Below are 20,198 nucleotides of genomic sequence, written 5' to 3' on the forward strand. Positions count from 1 at the left end.
GCGACGCGCAATGTTTCCGTTCTTTACAACGCATCACGAAGTGATATAAATAAATAGCACACAGATAATCCGCGAACGCATCGGCCAACAATTCGGTGAACAGCAAGAGCCGGGTACGTTCCATGCTCAGGAGCCCCACCATGCCGCTTTCCCGTCGTCGCTTCATGATCCTTGCCGCCTCCGTGGCTTCCACGGCGGCGCTTTCCAACGAATCGCGCGCCGACGCGCCGGTGCTCTCCGAGAGCGACCCGACCGCCATGGCGCTCGGCTACAAAGCCGACGCGAGCAAAGTCGACAAGGCCAAGTTTGCGCAGTTCCAGGTGGGGCAGACCTGCGCGAATTGCCAGTTGTATACGGGCAAGCCGGGCGCGCCGAACGGCCCATGCGCGACCTATGGCGGCAAGATCGTCGACGCCAAAGGCTGGTGCAGCGCCTACGTGAAGAAGGCGTGACAGATGCCCCGCGCGGGGCACGATGCAAGCAGTGGATCAATGAGATTCAGGAGGCGCCATGAAGGCGGTGTGCCCGCTGCACGGGCCAACGACCATCGTCGGTACGAACGCGTATGGCTTTCCGGTTTATGCGTGTTGCCGCGACGACGTTCCCTTTGTCTTGCCGCCGGACGCCTGTACGCGCGAGCCGGTGCGATCCGGGGATGAACCGACGCGCCAACCCCGGAAACCAGCGACCGACAAGGAGCAACGCTGACAACCCAGTCGCCACGCACACGAACGCGGTTGCCCGCGTTCGTGTGCGTTGGCATCAGGTTGCCGGTGCGGTCAGCAACGTGTTGTACGTGGTGCCCGCGATCACCACGTTGGTCAGCGTAATGCCGCTCACATTGCTCGCGAAGACCGGGCCCGGCGCGGCCGACGCAGATGTCGAAGGCGTCGTCGGCACAGCGCCCGTGCACACCGGGTTGCCGAGGTTGCAGTTCGAGATCGTGACGCCGCTGATCGGACTCACGGTCGGCACCGGCAGCGGACCGTTGTAATCGACGGCCTCGGGGCCCTGCATGACGAGCGCCTGGAAGCACGAGTTCGACCCGGCCACGAAACCAGAAGGCATCGAATACGACACAGAGCCCGACACGTTGCTCGCGTTCACGTTCGTGATGTTGATGTTGCTGATCACGGACGGACTAAAGCGGACTGCGTCGCCGGACGGGCTGTAATCGCAGTCGAACGTGATCAGGCCGCCCTGGCCCGTAGACGGGTTCGTCGCGAGACCAGTCGTTCCCGTACCCGTGATCTTGCTGATCGCCGCGCCAAGCGACCCGCCGCCATACTTCCCGGCGAGGTTCACACCGTTGGACAGCGTCACGCCGTTGATCCAGACGTTGTTGATGAACCCGCCGCGGTTCATGTTGCTCTTGAACCGCAGCGCGATGTTCAGCGGATTGGTCGCCCAGTTCGCGTTTTGCATCGTCAGGTTGCGAGCGTACACGTTGCGCACGCCCGCGCTCATTTCGCTGCCGATCGTCAGACCGCCGTGCCCGCTTTGCATCGTGCAGTTCTGCACGACGATGTTCTGCATCGGACCGTACTCGGTGTCGAGGTACTTGCCGGACTTGATCGCGATGCAGTCGTCACCGGTGTTGAACTGAACGTTCTGCACCAGCACGTGGTTGCACGCGTCCGGATCGAAGCCGTCGTTGTTCGGCCCGACGCTGTCGGCAAACACGCCGTCGATCACCACGTTCGTGCAGTCGGTGGGATGGTGCTGCCAGAACGGCGTGTTCTGCGTGTGATAGTTCTGCAGATACACGTTCGTGCAGCCGATGAACTCGATCATGCACGGACGCAGATAGTGGCCGTTGCCGAAAATGCGGTTCTCGAACGGCACGCGCAACTCGGAGAGCGCGGGCAGATAGTTCTGGTCCTGGTTCCAGCCCGTGCCCGTGAGCAGGCCCATCAGCGAAGTCGTCACGCCGTCCTGATTCGTGAAGGAGACGTTGGCCTGCGGGTTCTGGATTAGCGAGGCGGGGAGGCTCGTGAGCGCGACGTTGTTCGGATTCACATAAGCCTGCGAGGGCGTCGACGAGCCTGCGCAGCCGTACGTGTTGCTGCTTCCCTTGTAGGTCCACCAGCAGGAGGTTGGCGCCTGGGTGCTCAATTGCATTGGCGTCATTGCCTGACCGTTCAGCACGCAGGTGTTGTCGTCGGCGGTGACGGCAATGTTGGTCTGGCGGAATGCGTAGATTGGCGAGCCGAAATTCAGGCAGTCGTTCGCCTGCCAGCGCGTGTGGTACAGATTGCCGTTCGCCGTCTTGTACGGGCCATTCTTCGCGTAGTCCGCCGGGTTCGGGCTGAAATAGATCGTGCAGCCCGATTCCAGATGGAGGTTCACATGGCTCAGCAGCACGATCGGACCGCCGCAATACCAGTTGCCGGCCGGCACCACCACGCGGCCGCCGCCTGCGCGGCTCGCGTCGACGATCGCGGCATTGAACGCGCTGCATGAGTCGTATTGCGTGCCCGTGTAGTCGCACGGGACCATCACGCCCGAGCCTGGACTTTGCAGGTCGCTGGTCGGATGCGCAGTCTGTTCCGTGCCGCCCGTCACCCATGGAATCTTGCCGCCCGGCCACGCGGTCGACGTGATCAGCGCGGAGGCGGGGAGCGTGCGCGCGCCGTAGCTCGTCACGTGAAACTCGGCTCGGGAGAAGAGCGAATGATCGACGTGGGCGAGCCTCCTGATGATGGCCGTGGCCTGACCGTCCGGGCCCCAGATCGGGTCGCCGGCGGCGTGGCCGGGCGGCTGCGGAAGGTGCCCGCCGAAAGTGGCGGGCGTGGGAAACATGGAGTCTGCTGCTGCCGCGCCGCGGCTGGCTGCGAGGAGGCCTGCGCCTGCGGACGCGCCGGCAAAGGCCATGAACGCGCGCCGTTTGGGCGAGGCGGGCGTGTCGGCGCGGCCTTCGCCGAGCTGGGGATCGTCTTGGTCATGTGTTGCCATTTGATTCGTTCTCCTATGTTGTCTCGCTGATTTGTTTCGCTGACGGGTGGCTGGACTTCGGCGGCCATTGGGCCGCGTGGCGACGCTAATGCGAACGGGAGAGGCACGGTTACAGCGAAGAGATCGAACAGGAGCGGCTGGCCGATCACCATGGATATTGTTGTCAGACGACATCCAAATCGTCAATCAGATTTATCTAGGTGATGTACCTGGTGCTTCCAGTTGCCGCGCATATCTACAGCTAGCTTACAGACGGTGTCGGAAATTTGTCTGACGAGCGGGGTAAGGTTCTCTGATGTGACGGACGTGGGGAGGCTGCAGTGGCTTTGTTTGGCGTGAAGTCGCGTCGGGTGTTTGTAATGTCATCAAAGCCGACGTTGAAGTTCACGATGCAACAGACTGAACCGCGTTAGCTGATGACGAAGCGCATCTTCGTTTGTTGGATTCGCGTGTCTGTCGAATGAAGCTTGATAGCCATGCTGCGTCGATGGGGCTTGAGCGGCGGCATGGCTGGCGGGAGTGACCGATTGATGTCGTTCGGATTCCTAATGCTGGAATGGTGGCTTCCGGGGTGCGATGGACATTCGAGCAGCCGCCCCGGCCCAATGCTGCCGATCTTCTTTCAGCGCCTCATGCGCAGTGCACTCGCGGCTACTTCTCCTGCAGCCGGGCATGGTGGTACTTGATCACATCCATGACCGCAGCTGTCATCACCGAGGTTGAGACTCCGAACATGAGGATGCCGTTAGCAGCTTCGATTGGGCCGAGCATGCGCCATTGCTTGGACATGACAATGTCGCCGTAGCCCAGCGTGATGAAGTTGACCGCGGAGTGATACAGGGCAGTGGCGAAATCGGAAAACTCGCCTAATAACATGAACAGCGCAGCCCAGATTGCCATTTGGGCGAAATTGCAGAGCAAGGTCAGCAGCATCACGGTGACCAATAGCAGGACATCCACCCACAGCAAATCCTGACCTTTAACGTTGCGCCGGAAGCCCGCGTACCGGCGCAGGCAGACGGCTACCACCACGCCTTGCATCAGCAGGCACAGGACCATGGCCGGAGCGGCAGCCAGTACATTGTGTAGCATGATTGACTCCGTCTTCAGGGGGAGCGCACAGGCTAAAAATGCGCCGCATTCGCGACGCGGGCATCGCACGTTCAAAACTTGCTACCCGGCCAATCATAGGACACATTGCGTCAGCCGCATCCAGCCATGTCCCGCTCAAAATATTGCCGAACGGTCGCTTACTGAGCGAAACAGTCGCACGCATGTCTGGGTGCGAGTCCAGGCGAACGACGGCTCACGGCCTGGTGGCCCGGCCAGCGGCAATCCGCGCGCCAACCCTGGAAAAGCAGTCGGCAACAATCTCGAATGCGTGCTGCGCGGCGGGCACGAGCGTGCGCTCGGCGTGATGCACGATGCCCAGCGTCAGGTCCATGACGAGTGGCGGATCGACGGCGAGCGCCGCCGCATCGCCAGATTCCAGTTTCGAGACGATCGCGAGTTCGGTCAGGGCGACGATTGCGTCGCTCTTTTGCAGAACGCTGTGAACCGTGCCGACGTCGTCGGTGGTAACGGAAAAATAATCGATGACGGGCGTACTCAGACCATAAAGGTCGCCCAGGCGCCGGGCCAGCGAGGGTTCGACGTAGCCAGCGGCAATAAGCGGGTACGCTCGCATATCGTCGAAAGTCACCTTCCGCTTGCCCGCGAGCGGATGCCCGCGCCGGGCAAACCAGCCGAAGGTGCAGGGGTACAGCGCAATGACGCGCAAATCGGCATGCTCGCGCGCGACGCGAATATCGCCGACAAAAAAATCCAGGCGTTCGGCGAGCAACGCGGCCACTAGCCGTTCGGATGTTTCGATCACGCTATGCAGTCTTACCCCGGGCGATTTGCTCATCAAACCGAGCATGATGGGCTCGAGGAGGATGGGCGCGAGCGACGAACCCATTCCGAACGCCAGCGATCCCGATTCGCCCGACTGCATCAGCGCCAGCAGGCGTGCGCCTTCCTTTTCATCGAGGATGATCCGCCGAGCGCGAGGCTCATAGGCTTGTGCGTAGGGCGTTGGCCGCAACCGGCGCTCGGTTCGGTCAAAGAGCGGCACGCCCAGCAATTCTTCCATCGAGCGGATGCTGCGGGAAAGTGCGGGCTGGCTTAAATGAACGGCTTCGGCCGCGGCCGCAAGCGAGCCGTGATCAAGCAAGGCGAGAAAGTGCCGGATCTGGCGGGTATTCATTGAGTGGACTCACTTGCAGAAACTGCATTGTATCCCCCAGAAATACGCAATGTACACAAGTCGCATGGCTGCTTAGACTGCGCGGGCATTGACTCACTCTTCACGCCTATGCCTCTCGATCCGACCCCAGTCCAGCGCCGCCCTGTTGTCGGCATCATCGCCGATAGCATCGAGCACTACGGGCATCGCGGGCATTCCGTCCTGCACGGCTACGTGCGTGCCGTCGCCACGATCGCGCGCGCATTGCCCGTGGTGTTGCCGGCCTGCTCCGAGGCACTGCACGGCGAGACACTGGCCGCGATGCTCGACGGCATCGTCCTGACCGGCAGCCCCTCCAATGTCGCTGCCGAGCGCTATGGTGCTTCGGCGTTGCCAGCAACGACAAGGCAGGACCCCTGGCGCGATTCGGCCGTATTCGACGTGTTGCCGGGTCTGATCGCAGCCGGTATCCCGACGCTCGGCATTTGCCGTGGCTTGCAGGAACTCAATGTGATGTATGGCGGCACGCTCGAAGCCGCGGTTCACGCACAGCCTGGCCGGCTCGATCATCGCGAAGGCGATCACGACCGGCCCATCGAACGCTGGTACGACGACAGCCACGCCGTTCGGATCATGCCAGGCGGTGTGCTCGACCAACTCGCCACGAACCCGGTGGAGCAGGTGAATTCGCTGCATCACCAGGGAATCGACCGCCTGGGCGACGGGTTGCGCCCGGAGGCCGTCGCAACCGACGGACTTGTCGAGGCGTTCTCGATTCGCTCCGCGCCGCAATTCACGCTGGCTGTTCAGTGGCACCCCGAGATGCGCATCGACGACAGCCCGCTGTCTCTCGCCATTTTTGAAGCCTTTGGCGCCGCTTGCCGTTCGCGCCTGGACAAGCGCGCACCCATTGCGCGCGTTTGACGCGCTCCAGCGAGATACAGAAAGCCACTCATCGAATCATGTCGAACACTCAATTCCGCGCACTGTTCAGCCGCAACTATGCTGAAGCGCGCGACAAATTCCTCAATGCCGCCACCGCGCGCGGCCTCGCCGTCGACTCGCATGTCCTGCCGCTCGAAGGCAAAGACGGAGAGACGCTCGCAACCGATGTCGTGCTGGACGGACCGCGTGATGCTGCGAATCTCGTGATTCTCATCAGCGGCGTGCACGGCGTGGAGGGCTATTGCGGTTCCGCGATCCAGACCGGCGTGCTGGGTCTCGGGCCTGTCACCGGCCCCGACACTGCCGTGCTGCATATCCACGCCGTCAACCCTTACGGCTTTTCGCATTCTCGTCGCGCGACGCAGGAGAACGTCGATCTCAACCGTAACTTCGTCGATTTCAGCGCCTCGCAGCCAGTGAACGAGCGTTACGCGCAAATCCACGACCTGCTGTTGCCCGCCACGTGGCCACCCGCGGACGACGACGAAGCGACGCTCGACCTGTTGCGCAGGCAATGGGGTGCGCGCGGCTTTCAGCGCGCAGTCGGACTGGGCCAGTACGCCTTCGCGGACGGGCTCCACTACGGAGGCGCCGAACCGGCTTGGAGCAATCGCACATTCCGCCGGATTCTTCGCGACTACGCCCAGCGTTGCCTTCGCATCGGCTCGATCGACATTCATACGGGCCTCGGTCCCTATGGCCACGGCGAGCGGATTTTCGCCTGTCTCGATGAGGGCGGCGCTTTGGCGCGCGCCCGCCGCTGGTGGGGCGAGCACGTGACCTCGGTGACTCAGGGCACGTCGACGAGCATTCCGATGACCGGCCCAATTCAGTACGGACAGTTCGAAGAGTGCCCGCAGGCCGAGCACACGAATATCTGCCTGGAGTTCGGTACGCATGCGCCATCGCTCGTGCTGCCCGCAATGCGCGCCGAGCACTGGCTGCACCGCTGCGGCGGCGCCGACGTGGCGCAGGCCGCGTCGATTCGCCAGGCGCTCAAGGACGCGTTCTATCCACAGGCCGACGACTGGCAAGCCGCGATCTGGCAACAGGGACGCGACGTATTTCTGCAGACCGTGCGCGGTTTGCAGGAAGCAGCGAACACGACCGAGGCCGGTTGAAGCGCACGCGAACGATCAGCCCAAGATAACGGAGACATCATGCGTTCTACCCTTGTCGACGCGCCCGGCAACTGCCCAGGCGCCCCACACACAGAGACGGCCGGAGCCGTTAGCGGCGTGCGACCGGTCATCAGCCGCAAGGCCGTTGCGGCGGCTGTTACCGGCAACGCGCTCGAATTCTACGATTTCGTGATTTACGCGTACTTTGCCGTCTATATCGGGCGCGCGTTCTTTCCGGTCGGCGGTCAGTACGGGAGCCTGCTGCTTGCAGCCGCGACGTTCGGCGTGGGCTTTTTCACGCGCCCGCTAGGTGCGGTGTTGATCGGCGCTTTTGCCGATCGCGCGGGCCGCAAGCCCGCACTCATTCTCACGGTCGCGCTGATCACGGTCGGCACCCTGGGCATGGCCGCCACGCCGTCGTACGCCAGCATCGGCATGGCGGCGCCGCTCATCGTGGTGCTATGCCGGCTCGTGCAAGGCTTTGCGCTAGGCGGCGAAGTCGGTCCGGCGACGGCGCTTCTCATCGAAGCCGCACCGCCCGGGCGGCGTGCGCTCTACGCAAGCTGGCAGCTCGCAAGCCAGGGCATCGCGGTTGCCGTGGGGGGCATGTTCGGCGTTCTGGTATCGATGACGTTGCGCGCGGACCAGCTGGCGGCATGGGGCTGGCGTATTCCGTTCATCGTGAGCCTGCTGCTCGTTCCTGTGGCTGTCTATATTCGCCGGAGCCTGCCCGAAACGCTCGAGGACAACGACGGCCGTACGGCATCCGAAGTATTGGGCGGCGTCGTTCGCACGCATCGCCGCTACCTGGTGCTGGGCGTGTTGATGACGTTGTCGGGCGCGGTCTCCTCGCAGATCGGCAACTATATGACGACCTACGCGATCCAGACGCTGAAGCTGCCGCCAACTATCGCGCAGACCAGCGCACTGGTCGGCGGCCTGTTGACGTTTGCGGGCGGGCTGCTCGGCGGATGGCTGTGCGACATGCGCGGCCGCAAGATCGTGCTGATTGCACCGCGCGTGCTCCTGATGCTGTTGAGCGTGCCAATGTTCCTGTGGCTGCAGGCCGCGCCGGGCGCAATGAGCTTCCTGGTGGTGACGGTGATTCTCGCCTTGCTGACGGCCATGAGCGCGACGGCGGCGATGGTGGTCATGCCCGAGCTGTTGCCCGCGACTTTCCGTAGCACGGGGGTGTCGCTCGTCTACGCAATCGGCACGACGCTGTTCGGCGGCACCACGCAGTTTGCCGTCACGGCCTTGATCGCCTGGACCGGCAGCCCGATGTCGCCCGCCTGGTACATGGTGGCGACCAGCGTGCTGAGCCTTGCCGCCATGGCAATGCTTCCCGAAACACGCAACGTGGACGTGTCCAGATAGCCCACCGGGCCGTGCGCGGCAGTGCTCCGCGCACGGCCAGCTACACGCTGCACCTTTCCGTCATGCCTGGCGTGAGCCTGGCAGGGGCGCTCGCGCGCCTGCATTTTCACCATAAAGACAAAAGAGCGAGACATGAAAAAGACCATGATCGCCGGCCTCGTGCTGGCCAGTATGAACGGTGCTGCGAACGCGCAGTCGAGCGTGACGATCTTCGGCAGCCTCGATACCGGGCTGACGTACGTGAACAACGTTCATGGCAGTTCGTCGTTCGCCATGGCAGACGGCATCAACAAGAACAATTCGCTGGGTTTCACGGGTGTCGAAGATCTGGGCGGCGGGAAGCACGCGCTATTCAAGCTAGAAAACGGCTATTCGGTGGATACGGGTGCGCTGGGGCAGGGCGGGTTGCTGTTCGGCAAGCAGGCCTACGTCGGCCTGGGCGACGCGTCGATTGGAGATTTGACGCTCGGGCGTCAATACGACTTCGCGTACTCCATGCTTCGCTATCTTCCCTGCTTGTCCTGTGGCATCTACAGTGTCGAAAATGGCGACCTGGATCGGGTCTCCGGTGAGCGGTTGAACAACACGGTGCAATTCATGTCGCGCAGTTTTGGCGGCTTTTCTGCCGGGGCACAGTACAGCTTCGGTGCAAGTTCCGGCAGCACGACGACAAACGCCGGGCGCGCGGTAAGTGCGACGCTGCAATACACCGGCAGCGCGCTTGCCGCAGGCGCCTATTACACCGACATCAATGGCGCACCCGTCTACGCCGGCATGACTGGCGCATCGGAAATCTTCGGGCGCCCGATCACGCCCGCTACAGCCCTGCTCGTCGACAAGCAGCGCATCTTCGGGTTTGGCGCAACCTATGCACCAGGTGCGTGGCGGGTGTCAGCGCTCTATACCAATACCCATCTGGAACTTGGGAGCGCCAGCGCGCAGGATCAGGTGATTCACGTTGGCGGAGACTATCGGCCCCGGCCCGATCTCGTGCTCGCCACCAAGGTCTCGTACGACAAGCTCGATGCGTCGCATTGGCTGACGCTGTCATGCGGCGTGGACTATCTGCTCTCGAAGCGGACGGATGTCTACCTCGACGTGCATGCGCAGCGGGCATTTGGCGACGGCACGAAGGCATCGATCGCTCTGGCTGGCACCTCGTCGACGGACAAACAATTCCTCTCGCGTGTGGGTATCAAGCACTTGTTCTAACAGCTCTCGCGGGTGCGTCCAGATATTCGGGGTCGACGCGGCAGTGCGAGACTGTCGCCGACGACCCCACAGCCTCTCGCGCGGCCTCGCTGGAACGTCGCCGCCCGCGTCTGCCACGCGGGTACGCGACTCTGTTTCGACAGGCGTTCGCTGCACCACGCAATGAATGACGGTTCCAGTTGTGGATTCAACCGCTGGCTATACCCGCATAATTCTTCTGAACAAATGCAAGTGTGCACCCTGGTACCTTCTATCTCTCGCATGGCCACCCTGCGATTGTGACCTGCCGTCGCTAGCATCATCTAGCGGCCAGGACCGCTCAACCATCGTGTCAATCTGCGTTGCCTGAGGACACGGTCCGGCATAAGACATCTCTCATTTCCGCCATCGGTCTGGTTTGTGCGTGCAAATACTGGAGAACGGCCTATATTTGTTTAGGACTGTACAGCTTTACCGCGGCCGCTTCATGCAGGAGGTCAGAGATGGAGATAAAGAATTTCCTGGTGCTACTGGGAGTGACTTTATTGATCACAGGATGCGGGACCACCGTAGCAAATCGCCAGGATCGTGAGGTAGTCAGTGTCCGCTTATCCGCTACGCCGCAGAATGCCGGAAGGATCGGAGTGGCGACGCTAGTGCCCGACGGCGATCGGACCAATCTCCTGCTTTACGTGAGCGGCCTGCCGTCGTACGTCACACAGCCTGCCGGTCTCTACATTTATATCTATCCTGGATCCTGCGGAAACCTCGAGGCCACGCCAGCCTACGATATGACCCGTCAGGCGGCGCCTAGCAATTACGTACCGTGGTGGGGGCCATTGCGGATCGGAAAGACCGTGCCCGCTGCATTGAGCACGCTCCGCTCGGGAGACTACGCCATCGTTGTACGGACACACCCGATTGACGGTCCCACTGACATTTTCTGCGGAAATATGAATAAAACCGCGACCGATTCCCAATATAGGTCTGATCGTCAGACTTAACGCAAGCGCATCGGGAATCTGGGCACGCGTCAGGTTGGGTTGAGAAGGTCGTCGGTTTCGCCAGATTCACACCCGACACGCGCGTGCTCGCCGTCTGTTTGGTCGCCTTGAATTACCTTCGATCCCGAAGGGGTCATGGACGGCAATCTGGGCCCCATCAGGATGTCGTGGAACCCAGAAGAAATGGCAATCAAGGCACGGGGAAAACTGGCTGGCGTTGTCAACGATATCACGCTGCAGACGGGCCCGATGACCGGATGGCAATACGCCGGTGGTGGACAGCCAGCGCTGCCTCGCCGCCGCTCGTGGCGTGAAAGAGTCCAAGCTGCTCGAATTCCTCTTCTTGCAGCGGCGTGATGGCAATATCCGTATATGCGTAACGTTCCGGTGCCTTCATGACTTTCCTGAGCGTAGCCTCTGTTCTGAGGTAGAAGCGCAGATATTTCGCCAGCTTGATGGCGGTCTCACTCCAGTAGCGCGGATAGAAGCGAAGCGGCGATTCGACCGGTAGCCCCCAACGGCGGTCACGGCGGTGTTTGATCCGCAGGGCTCCCCCTTCGAGCGGATGCACGCCCTCGTGTTCGATCATCAGTCTGAACCAGGCGATTGTGCGCATGATCGTCTTCGGCCGGCCATTCGGGATCTGCGCTGCCCGCTTGACGATCGTGCGGATGTGGTCGTACGAGTAGAACGCGCTCCAGGCACACCGATACGCTTCTTCCCATTCAGCGTCCAACATTTTCGGGTGGTGCGTGACCCGGTGATTGGTGTCGTATTTGTTGATGTCCGGGTCCATCCATTCACCGTTCCTTACCATCGTCTGATGATCCTCGGAGCCGGGAAGCGGGGTGAGCATGAAGAACTCGAGAATGTCGATTGGCAATTCACGCTTGATGATCTCGATGTCGCGAAGGATCGATTCTTTCGTGTCCGCCGGGAATCCGATGATGTAGCCAGCGTAGGTAATCGCGCCGTGGGCGCGCCACTGCTGCAGCATGGCGCGGTATTCGGTGATCTTGTTCTGCCGCTTCTTCGCCGCGATCAGATTCTCGGGATTGATATTCTCAAGCCCGATGAACACGCGTCGCACACCCGCGCGCGTTGCCTTCTCGATGAAGTTTGGAATCTTGTGACAGAGCGTGTCGACCTGGATCGTGAAGCCGCAGTGAATGCCTTCCTTTTCCCGAAGTTCGATGACGCGGTCGAGAAGGATCTCCCAGTCGTGATTGCGGGCGAAATTATCATCCGTGATGAAGAACCGGTCGATGCCCTGCGTTGCGTTCTGGCGGATGATTTTCTCGAGATCGTCGGGGGTGCGAAAGCGACTCTTGTGCCCCTGTACGTTGATGATGGTACAAAACGAGCACTGATACGGGCAACCACGACCGAGGTCGACCGAGGTATAGGTGCCTGCCGTGCGTTCGATATGCTTGCGCGGCAAGAAGGGCTGGGGAGCACCTTCGAGCGAGGGTAGCGTGTCCATGAAATTGTACAAGGGCTTCATTGCACCATTCCACGCGTCGAGAAGGACTTCATCAAGACGTCGCTCCTCGGCTTCCCCAGCGAAGAGTGCCACACCCATTGCTTGCGCTTCCTTAAGCTCCGCGGGCATCTCTGGCAGCATGGAGATGCAGCCGGAGACGTGGAAGCCACCGATCGCAACCGGCAAGCCTGCGGCACGGAACTGGCGGGCGAGGTCGAGCGCGCGCGGATACTGGTTCGACTGGACACCGACCAGACCAATCATCGATCTCCCGCCCTTTGCCTTCAGGTCACGAATGATGCGCTCTGGCCACACCCGCTGGTTGGTTTCATCGCATGTTTCGATCTCGAAATGGACGCCAGGGCCCAGCAGCTCTCGCTCTCGCGCGTCATCAGCGAGTGCATACATACACGCGAGTGTATTGGAAGGCATGACCGAGCGGAGCCACTGGATCGGGTAGCCGTCATCGTCGTAATGGGTCGGCTTGATGAGGACGAGAGTGAATCGGAAACTGTCAGGAATCGAGTGCATCGTGTCCATGGTCTGCTCTGTAGCCCCTGTCTGGAAGTCACAAAACCGTGAAGGTCGACCGTCTTCAGCGAATTGGAGATGGATCGTGAACTGGCAAGCACTACAACAACCCGCATCCTACCCGCCTCTACCCCTGCTGTGTTTACAATGCGGCAGGCGGCAGGTTTCGAGGATTGGGATCCTGTTGGCTCAACGCGGTTGAGTTGCCGATTCAATGTGCATCCGCGGCGGGATTGCCGGCGCCATTGTCTTGATGCCTAAGAGGGCATGACACCCCTGCGGGCGAATCGAACGCATGCTTGCTGGATTGAAGGGACGTTCGGATGTCGTGGCTGCGGCGTTCACGAGCGAACGATCCGAGCTTCGCCTGATGCGGTCGAGCCAGGTCGACCCGAAGCCGTCGGGCAATTCCGTGTACGAGCGACCGCAGCAACTGAGGTAAAGCGCGAGTTGCCTTCTAGTTACGGATCAAATCCCCGGGCCCACACCACGGACGTCGTCGGTCAATCAAGGGGGGCTCCGGTCAAGGAAGGCTGTGAATGAGCCGCTCCGGCATTGCGCCGCGTGCAGCGTCAGCCCGGCCGGTGGCAGAAGGGGGAGCCGCTGAACGGCTGCCCTGGTGAACTGCCGAGACAGGGTTGAGAATGCTTGAGGCCTGATACAGACAAACCCAGTCAGGCTGCTCCGGTTGCCTCGGATCGAGTTCCAGTAGCCAGTTCGTGTTGCATATGCGGCAACAGTAACGTTGCAGGAGCACCGGGCGACGGCCGAGCGGGCGCAGCCGCGTCTGCCCGTCGGCTTTCCGCAAATCGTCATGGGGCTGGACCGTGTCGCCCAGTTGCATCCGTTCGCAGGCTTCGCAGGACATGGCTATCAGAGTGTCACCGGACGAGTCGCCCAATATAGCACCGCGTTTTGCGACTGGGAGAGAATCAGTAGTCGAAGAAAAAGCTCGCGGGGGCTCCGACCGTCTTTACTGCGTGATTTAAACGGTCATTGGCGACACCGCGACACATACAATCTGCTTACATAGATCTATATGGTTGATGTATCACCCTGTGTGCAGGTAGAACAAGGGCCTTATTGCGTCAATCTCAACGCAACAGGGTGCGACGCAGACAACAACCTTATCCACTCGAATATAGTTGCAATATCAACGTTGTGCGGAGTATGGGATTTTTTTGCGTATTCAACTCGCGCGAGCGAGCACTCCGGTTTACGCAGTCGCCCAGTCGATCGAAACCCAAGCCAAACATGAGAATTCTTTCAATTACGGGCGTGCTCTGCGCCATCGCTTCTATATCGGCTTGCACTACAGCCGAGACGGTTGATTCCGGCCCGTTGAAGGGCAGCACGCTGGTAATGTGTTCATATGCACTTCCAATTTCACAGTGTCAGGAGCGTGCTGCAAAAGAATGTCCGTCCGGGTATCAGGCAATGAAGTATTCAGGGTCGATCAACGGAAAGAAGATGTACTTTCACTGCACCAACAATGGCAAATTCCAGAACGACGAAACAGCAAATTGATGGGTGGGAACGAGCCAGCGAAGGGCGACGAGCGTATCTACGACGTCCGAGTGTTCCTGGGAAAGCACGGGGCAAAGGCAGGTTGTGGCCGAGGGCACCGATTCAACGAATGTTCTGTATCGCTGTCGTCGAAGTCTTCAACGGCAGCTCGATCGTTTCAAGAAGCCGTAGTGGCTCCGGGGCTTCTCATCCGGGTTGAAACTGCTGGCACTCCGTGTCGAACCAATAGTCGACCAGGCGCTGTGCCGCCTCCAGATCCTCGGGATAGTAGGGGTCGTTCCATGGTGACGGGTTGTAGCCCGCTTTCCTCAGAGCCGCGAGTTCGCTCTTGTGTAGTGCCATCGTCGGAGGCGCGTTGCGTCCAAGCGAGGCCAGGTCACGGCACTCCGTTGGGCTCAGATGTGGCCCGCTGTGTGGCACGCCGCCGGCGGTACATCCGGTCAGCAGGAGCACCAACGCAGTCAGCGTCAGGCGGATTTTCGGGCGGCTTTGCATAGCGCATCTCCACGCGTCTGATTGGGGCAACGCAAGCGGTGCATCACAACGCCGCCGCGCTCCGCATATACGCGGCGCCCTCTGCCATTCACCCAGCAACGGACTTTACACGTTGTTACCGTCGCGCAGCGCACTTCCGTGCGGGCTTTTCGTATACTGCCGCGCAATCGTCTCCCTCTTTACGCTTGCCGTGCCCGGCGCGGCGGCAATGCGAACCACACTGTGATGCCCATGTTCTCTACCAGGTCCGTCCTCGCCGCCGCGCTTGTGGCTGCAGCAAGTCTCTCGTTGTCAGCCTGCGTTGCGCCGGGTTACGCGCCGTACGGCGCACAGCAAGGCTACCAGGCCCAATACTCAGCGCCTGCGTATAGCCAGCCCGCCTATGCGCAACCGGGCACGGTGCAGCAGCCCGCCTACGCGCCGCCGCCGGCCCCGCAACAGCCGTATGACACGCAAAGCAACGGCCAGTACGGTTCGCAGTACAACTCGCAATACGGCAACCAATATGGCACGCAGTACGGCACGATCTCGAGAATCCAGCCCTTGAGTAGCGCCACGGGTGCCTCGGGCATCGCCGGAACCGTGGTCGGCGCACTGGTTGGCGGTGTTCTCGGGAATCAGATCGGAGGCGGCCACGGTCGCGACGCCGCGACCGTCATCGGTGCGCTGGGTGGAGCGTATGCAGGCAACCATATCGGCCAACAGATGGGCCAGCCCGCAGGATTCCAGATCGACGTGCAGCTGAGCGACGGCTCCACTCGCGCGTTCAACGTGCCGACACCCGGCGACCTGCGCCCGGGCGACCGCGTACAGGTGAACGGCAGCCAGCTTGCGCGTTACTGATTCCGGCTGCTGTTGCAGAGCGGTTCGTCGCTCAGGCTAATCACTCAAGCAGTGAAGTCGGTCGACGTCGACAGATCCTTCCACGCTTGCGTTTCCTGCGTCACGTAAGCGTTTTTCGCAGCGATGGCAGCCAGTGTGTCCGTGCCGAGCGGAAGGCGCAACGGCGGGTCAGTCGCGTCGACGAGCGTGATCAATGCGGCCGCAAGCTTCGTCGGGTCGCCGGGCTGATTGTGATTCATCTGCACGGCCTTGCGGCGAACCGCGCCCGAGGTTTCGTCGTAATCGTCGATCACGTCGGGCGCAACGACAAGCGAGGACGCATCCAGAAAGTCGGTGCGAAAATAGCCCGGCTCGACAACGGTCGCGTGAACGCCCAGCGGTTTCAGTTCGGCATGCAATGCTTCCGTAATGCCTTCGACGGCGAACTTCGTCGACGAGTACACGCCAAATCCGGCCGCGGCCCGATAGCCGCCAATCGATGAAATATTGATCACGTGGCCAGAGCGGTTTGCGCGCATCGTCGGCAACACGGCACGCGTAACGTTCAGCAGTCCGAATACATTTGTGTCGTACATGCGGCGCACGTCCTTGTCCGCGGATTCTTCGACCGCACCGAGCAGACCGAAGCCGGCGTTGTTGACCAATACATCGACGCGGCCGAATTTTTCAACCGCCAACTGCACCGCCGACTTTGCCTGGGCCTCATTGGTCACGTCCAGCGCGACCGGCAGCAACGCAGCCGACTCGCCGAGACGCTCGACGATAGCCTGAACGTTACGTCCGGCGGCCACGACGGCGTTGCCGTCCGCGAGCGCTGCTTCGGCAATCAATGCGCCGATGCCTCGCGAAGCGCCGGTGATGAACCATACGCGCTTAAAGCCACCTTGTTGAGCGTCTGCCATGATGTCTCTCCTACGTGTGTGATGAGGTGATGTCATGGTAGGCGACGCGATTGACACGAACTAGCCGTATATTAGTGGAGTGATAATCAACGTTTGTTTGCGAATCGGGGCCCCCGGAAATGAACGAAATTCGTGCGATCACCACTTTCGTCCGTGCCGCGGCGCTCGGAAGCCTGCGTGGCGCGGCGGTCGATCAAGGCATCTCGCCGCAGGCCGCGAGCCATGCGGTGATGCAATTGGAGAAGGAGCTGGGTGTGCGGCTCTTTCATCGGACCACGCGCAAGCTGAGCCTGACCGAGGAGGGCCAACGGCTTCTCGACAGCGTGGAACCGGCGCTCGCCATTCTGTCGTCCGCGCTCGACGAGGCCAGGCGCTCGAAAGAAGATGTGGCCGGCATGCTGCGCGTGAGCGCGCCGCGCGCATTCGGGCTCCCGGTCCTGTGGCCGTACTTCGAGGAATTCCAGAGGCGCTATCAGAACGTGCAACTCGAAGTGCAATTCGACGATCAATTCACGGATCTCGTGACCGACCGCTCCGATGTGGGATTTCGCGGTGGACCGCCGCCTTCGGGCGGCTCGATCGCACGCCGGCTGGTGCCGATTCAGCTGATCGTGTGCGCATCACCGGAATATATCGAGCGCAATGGCGCACCGCGGACCATTGAAGAACTCGCTCAACATCGCTGCACAGGGTACCGCCGCGCGAACACGGGAAAGCTTGCGCAATGGCAATTCCGTATCGGCGATGAAATCGTCTATCGCGACGTGCCTGCTGCCATCTGCGTGAATGATACGGAACTGGAAACGCAGGCTGTGCTTTCAGGTCTCGGCATCGGCCAGTTGGGTAGCTTCAACGCCACGGCGCATATCAGAAGCGGTCGACTCATTCCGTTATTGATGCAGCACGCCACCGAATACGGCACGATCTACATCTACTATAAGCATCGAACCGAACAATCGCTGCGCGTGAAGACGTTCATCGACTTCATGGTTGAGCGCATGGCCGGCAACCGGAACTTCTTCCTCGATCCGTCCGAACTTCGCGCTGCGCAGCAGCCTCAGCCGAAACGTGCTGCGAAGCGACGTGGATCGTAGCCAGGCGCGACACCTCTCAAACAAGCAAGGTTTCCTGGCTTCCTTTTCTGGTTAGCCCTCGTGTGCGACGGCACCTGCCGTACGAACCCTGGGCGGCCGGTCGCGCAGCAGCAGCGGCGTTAAACGCCGGTTGGCTGTTTGCGCCGCCCACTCGCAATACGCGGCGCTGCCGAGCACCCAGCCCTTGAGCGTGGACTGCATCAGATTTTCGACCTCGCGCTCGTCAAGAGGCTGTGCGCTCAAATCGCGGTAGGACTGCTGGCGCTCGAACGGCGTATTGCCGAGTGCACGGTAGAGTGGATGGTCCTTGATGAGGCGGTCGACACGCAGCCCGATGTGGTGCGTGTAGCTCGACCATGGGTAGTTTCCCGGTTCGGCCACAAGGCCGTTGCGCACCGGCGCATGATCGATGATCTGACTTGCGAGCAGGAAATACCGGTCGGGCTCGATCACGGTTGCGTGATACCCGCCACGCCACACCGTACCGCGGCGTCCATGGCGGCGGTTGAAGGTGTCGACATAGCGACGGCCAACCGCCTGCATCGCCATCGCCAGGCTCGATTCGTATGAAGGCGTGACGAGGAACTGCACCGCGTCGGGCATGAGTACCCACGCGTGGACTGCCAGATCGGCGACGCGCGCTGCGTCTGCCAGGCAGGTGAGGAAGTAAAGGTAGTCTCCTTCGTCGAGGAATGCGGGCCCCGTGAGCCCCTGCAAGATAACGTGCTGCGGTTGTTCTGGGACGTAGTGCCGTGCAAGCCGTGTCATGCTGAATTAACCGGAAATCCGATATGAGAAAGCGATCCGATAGGTATCGGACGCTCGACGGTGTGTAACGTGGATACACGATCAAATTCTATGAGTCGCGAGCGCGCGTCCGCGTCGCAAACAAGCCTTTTTTCTGGCCTCAATTCGCTGATTTGACGGTTCGCACGCAGCGTTTTTTATGCCGCCGCTGAATAGCAGCGCCGCGCCCAGTTCTCCATTCGCAGTCAGCTGAACCGGTGGACCGTTGCAGACGACCACGCAATGCGTGACCGTAGCGAGGTATCACGTGTCGCCGGTGGGAACGATTCCCGCGGCCTCGACCATCAGAATCACCGTTTTCTCTGGTGCTCGCGGGCGATGAAGCAGGCCTTTACGCACGACAAAGGCTTGTCCCGGACTCAAATCCACGAGCCTGTCCTCGAGGTCGATCAGGAAGTGCCCACTCACGACGTAAAAGAATTCGTCCTCTGCGTCGTGTTTGTGCCAGTGATATTCGCCCTGCACGACACCTAGCCGGACCACCGACTGGTTCACCTGGCAGAGCGTCTGGTTGTACCAGGGATGGCTGTTTGCCGCCACGAGAGCAGGCACGTCGATAATTTCGCCCAAGGAGTAGAGGACGTTAATACGGGTCAGATACGGAAAGGCATCGGTGCTCACATGGATCTCCATGAACGCTCGTTCGTGTCGAACATGCGAGCCACTCTAGGCGGTGGCGGTTCTATGCGTCTTGTACCTGAGCGTCAATCTTTGGTACAGGAGCGATCTTCGAGCAACCGCGCGCGGTACGCACCGGGTGTCAGCCCCATCCTGCGATGAAAGACGCGCGTAAAGTGGCTTTGGTCGGCGAAACCGGCGGCCTGAGCAATGGCTGCGAGCGAATGGTGCCCATCGGCCAATTGAGCGCAGGCGAAGTCGAGTCGAAGCTGGCGCACGTAATCGCCCACGGTACAGCCAAAGTGCTTGCGGAATTCACGCGCGAGGTGGTCGGCGCAAACGTGGTTGTCCGAAGCAATTTCATCCAGCGTCAACGACTCGCGAAAGCGATCGTGCAGCAATGCTTCCACCCGACCGAGCCATCGACGTGAACCGCCAACCGTCGCCGCACGCGGGGCGGACCGTTCGCACGCGGCAAGAAGTTCGAGTACCAGGCCTTCAACTGCCAACGGCGTAGCCGAATCCTGTTCACGGCACTCGCGGACCAGACGGCGCATGAACGACAGCGGCGCTCCGCTGGCAAAGTCATCGGGACGATCGAGGACCCGCGTGCGGCCACCAAGCCGCTGCAGCCACAAGGACGAAAACTCGAGATGGAGTGCCTTGCCGCCGGCCCCGTACCAGCAATTTGCATGCGGTACGCCTGCGGGGAAAAACGTCAGTGACATCGGCCCGTCTTCGCCGCGCCGTGTCGGCCAGGATCGCGTGCCGCGTCCGTCCAGCACGAAACAGAAAAACGGATTCACATGTTCGTGCTCGGGGATGATCAGATCCGTTGCGAAAAGCGTCTCCACGATCGAGATGCCATCATCGCCGTATTGCAGGGTGGTGGTGCCGAAATAGTCGCCCGGTTCAAGTACCCTCAGCATGGGACTTCTCCCAAAGAGACGTTGCAGTCGATATTACACACATCGACGGAACCGTTTGAAAGGCCGTGACGCGCTGACACGGTCCCGCTTTGTATTCGAGTGTATCGACAGCGTGCGTTGGTACAGGCGCCTACAAAACCGCCGTTCCA

General features: G+C 61.1%; 16 protein-coding genes. 7 read left to right on the forward strand and 9 right to left on the reverse strand.

Annotated features, from left to right (window positions below):
• Positions 1–140: 140 nt before the first annotated feature.
• Entirely contained in the window at positions 141–452 is a 312-nt protein-coding gene (locus L0U83_RS29965; protein ID WP_233887742.1) for a high-potential iron-sulfur protein, read from the forward strand.
• Between the two features lie 310 nt (positions 453–762).
• Here the strand turns inward: L0U83_RS29965 and L0U83_RS29970 are convergent, their stop codons facing one another.
• The 3 genes from L0U83_RS29970 to L0U83_RS29980 form a co-directional block, all read right to left on the reverse strand.
• Entirely contained in the window at positions 763–2,955 is a 2,193-nt protein-coding gene (locus tag L0U83_RS29970) for a glycoside hydrolase family 28 protein (protein ID WP_233887743.1), read from the reverse strand.
• Positions 2,956–3,606: 651 nt separating this feature from the next.
• On the reverse strand, positions 3,607–4,047 hold the full coding sequence (locus L0U83_RS29975) for a potassium channel family protein (protein ID WP_233887744.1): 441 nt from the start codon (positions 4,045–4,047) through the stop codon (positions 3,607–3,609).
• A 214-nt stretch (positions 4,048–4,261) separates the two neighbouring features.
• A complete protein-coding gene (locus L0U83_RS29980) occupies positions 4,262–5,203 on the reverse strand; it encodes a LysR family transcriptional regulator (protein ID WP_233887745.1) in 942 nt (313 codons plus the stop codon).
• Positions 5,204–5,311: 108 nt separating this feature from the next.
• On the opposite strand from L0U83_RS29980, the gene L0U83_RS29985 reads away from it, so the two are divergent.
• From L0U83_RS29985 to L0U83_RS30000, 4 genes are all read left to right on the forward strand, one after another.
• Positions 5,312–6,106, forward strand: a complete 795-nt coding sequence (locus L0U83_RS29985) for a gamma-glutamyl-gamma-aminobutyrate hydrolase family protein (RefSeq protein WP_233887746.1) — start codon at positions 5,312–5,314, stop codon at positions 6,104–6,106.
• 38 nt (positions 6,107–6,144) lie between these two features.
• Positions 6,145–7,248: a M14 family metallopeptidase gene (locus L0U83_RS29990; RefSeq protein ID WP_233887747.1), complete on the forward strand. Its 1,104-nt coding sequence runs from the start codon at positions 6,145–6,147 to the stop codon at positions 7,246–7,248.
• A 39-nt stretch (positions 7,249–7,287) separates the two neighbouring features.
• Positions 7,288–8,625 (forward strand): MFS transporter, encoded by a 1,338-nt coding sequence (locus tag L0U83_RS29995; RefSeq protein ID WP_233887748.1) that lies wholly within the window; start codon positions 7,288–7,290, stop codon positions 8,623–8,625.
• Positions 8,626–8,757: 132 nt separating this feature from the next.
• Positions 8,758–9,837: a porin gene (locus tag L0U83_RS30000; protein WP_233887749.1), complete on the forward strand. Its 1,080-nt coding sequence runs from the start codon at positions 8,758–8,760 to the stop codon at positions 9,835–9,837.
• Between the two features lie 1,212 nt (positions 9,838–11,049).
• Here L0U83_RS30000 and L0U83_RS30005 read toward each other — a convergent pair.
• Entirely contained in the window at positions 11,050–12,843 is a 1,794-nt protein-coding gene (locus L0U83_RS30005; protein WP_233887750.1) for a B12-binding domain-containing radical SAM protein, read from the reverse strand.
• A gap of 1,704 nt (positions 12,844–14,547) precedes the next feature.
• The gene (locus L0U83_RS30010; RefSeq protein ID WP_233887751.1) at positions 14,548–14,856 is read right to left on the reverse strand and encodes a DUF4148 domain-containing protein; all 309 of its coding nucleotides are present in this window, start codon (positions 14,854–14,856) and stop codon (positions 14,548–14,550) included.
• Positions 14,857–15,078: 222 nt separating this feature from the next.
• On the opposite strand from L0U83_RS30010, the gene L0U83_RS30015 reads away from it, so the two are divergent.
• Entirely contained in the window at positions 15,079–15,699 is a 621-nt protein-coding gene (locus tag L0U83_RS30015) for an outer membrane lipoprotein (protein ID WP_233887752.1), read from the forward strand.
• 44 nt (positions 15,700–15,743) lie between these two features.
• On the opposite strand, the gene L0U83_RS30020 is transcribed toward L0U83_RS30015, so the two are convergent.
• Complete coding sequence (locus L0U83_RS30020) at positions 15,744–16,601, reverse strand: oxidoreductase (protein WP_233887753.1); 858 nt, start codon at positions 16,599–16,601, stop codon at positions 15,744–15,746.
• A gap of 119 nt (positions 16,602–16,720) precedes the next feature.
• On the opposite strand from L0U83_RS30020, the gene L0U83_RS30025 reads away from it, so the two are divergent.
• On the forward strand, positions 16,721–17,695 hold the full coding sequence (locus tag L0U83_RS30025) for a LysR family transcriptional regulator (protein WP_233887754.1): 975 nt from the start codon (positions 16,721–16,723) through the stop codon (positions 17,693–17,695).
• Positions 17,696–17,746: 51 nt separating this feature from the next.
• Here L0U83_RS30025 and L0U83_RS30030 read toward each other — a convergent pair whose 3' ends face one another.
• The 3 genes from L0U83_RS30030 to L0U83_RS30040 all read right to left on the reverse strand — a co-directional run bounded on the left by L0U83_RS30030 (position 17,747) and on the right by L0U83_RS30040 (position 20,049).
• Positions 17,747–18,463 carry a transposase gene (locus tag L0U83_RS30030; RefSeq protein WP_233887755.1) on the reverse strand — a complete coding sequence of 239 codons (717 nt, stop codon included), beginning with the start codon at positions 18,461–18,463 and terminating at the stop codon, positions 17,747–17,749.
• Between the two features lie 282 nt (positions 18,464–18,745).
• Positions 18,746–19,135 (reverse strand): cupin domain-containing protein, encoded by a 390-nt coding sequence (locus L0U83_RS30035; protein ID WP_233887756.1) that lies wholly within the window; start codon positions 19,133–19,135, stop codon positions 18,746–18,748.
• Positions 19,136–19,206: 71 nt separating this feature from the next.
• Positions 19,207–20,049, reverse strand: coding sequence for a helix-turn-helix transcriptional regulator (locus L0U83_RS30040; RefSeq protein ID WP_233887757.1), 843 nt, complete (start codon positions 20,047–20,049; stop codon positions 19,207–19,209).
• Between the last annotated feature and the right edge of the window lie 149 nt (positions 20,050–20,198).

Origin of the sequence: Paraburkholderia flagellata, assembly GCF_021390645.1 — a bacterium.
GTDB classification, from domain to species: domain Bacteria; phylum Pseudomonadota; class Gammaproteobacteria; order Burkholderiales; family Burkholderiaceae; genus Paraburkholderia; species Paraburkholderia flagellata.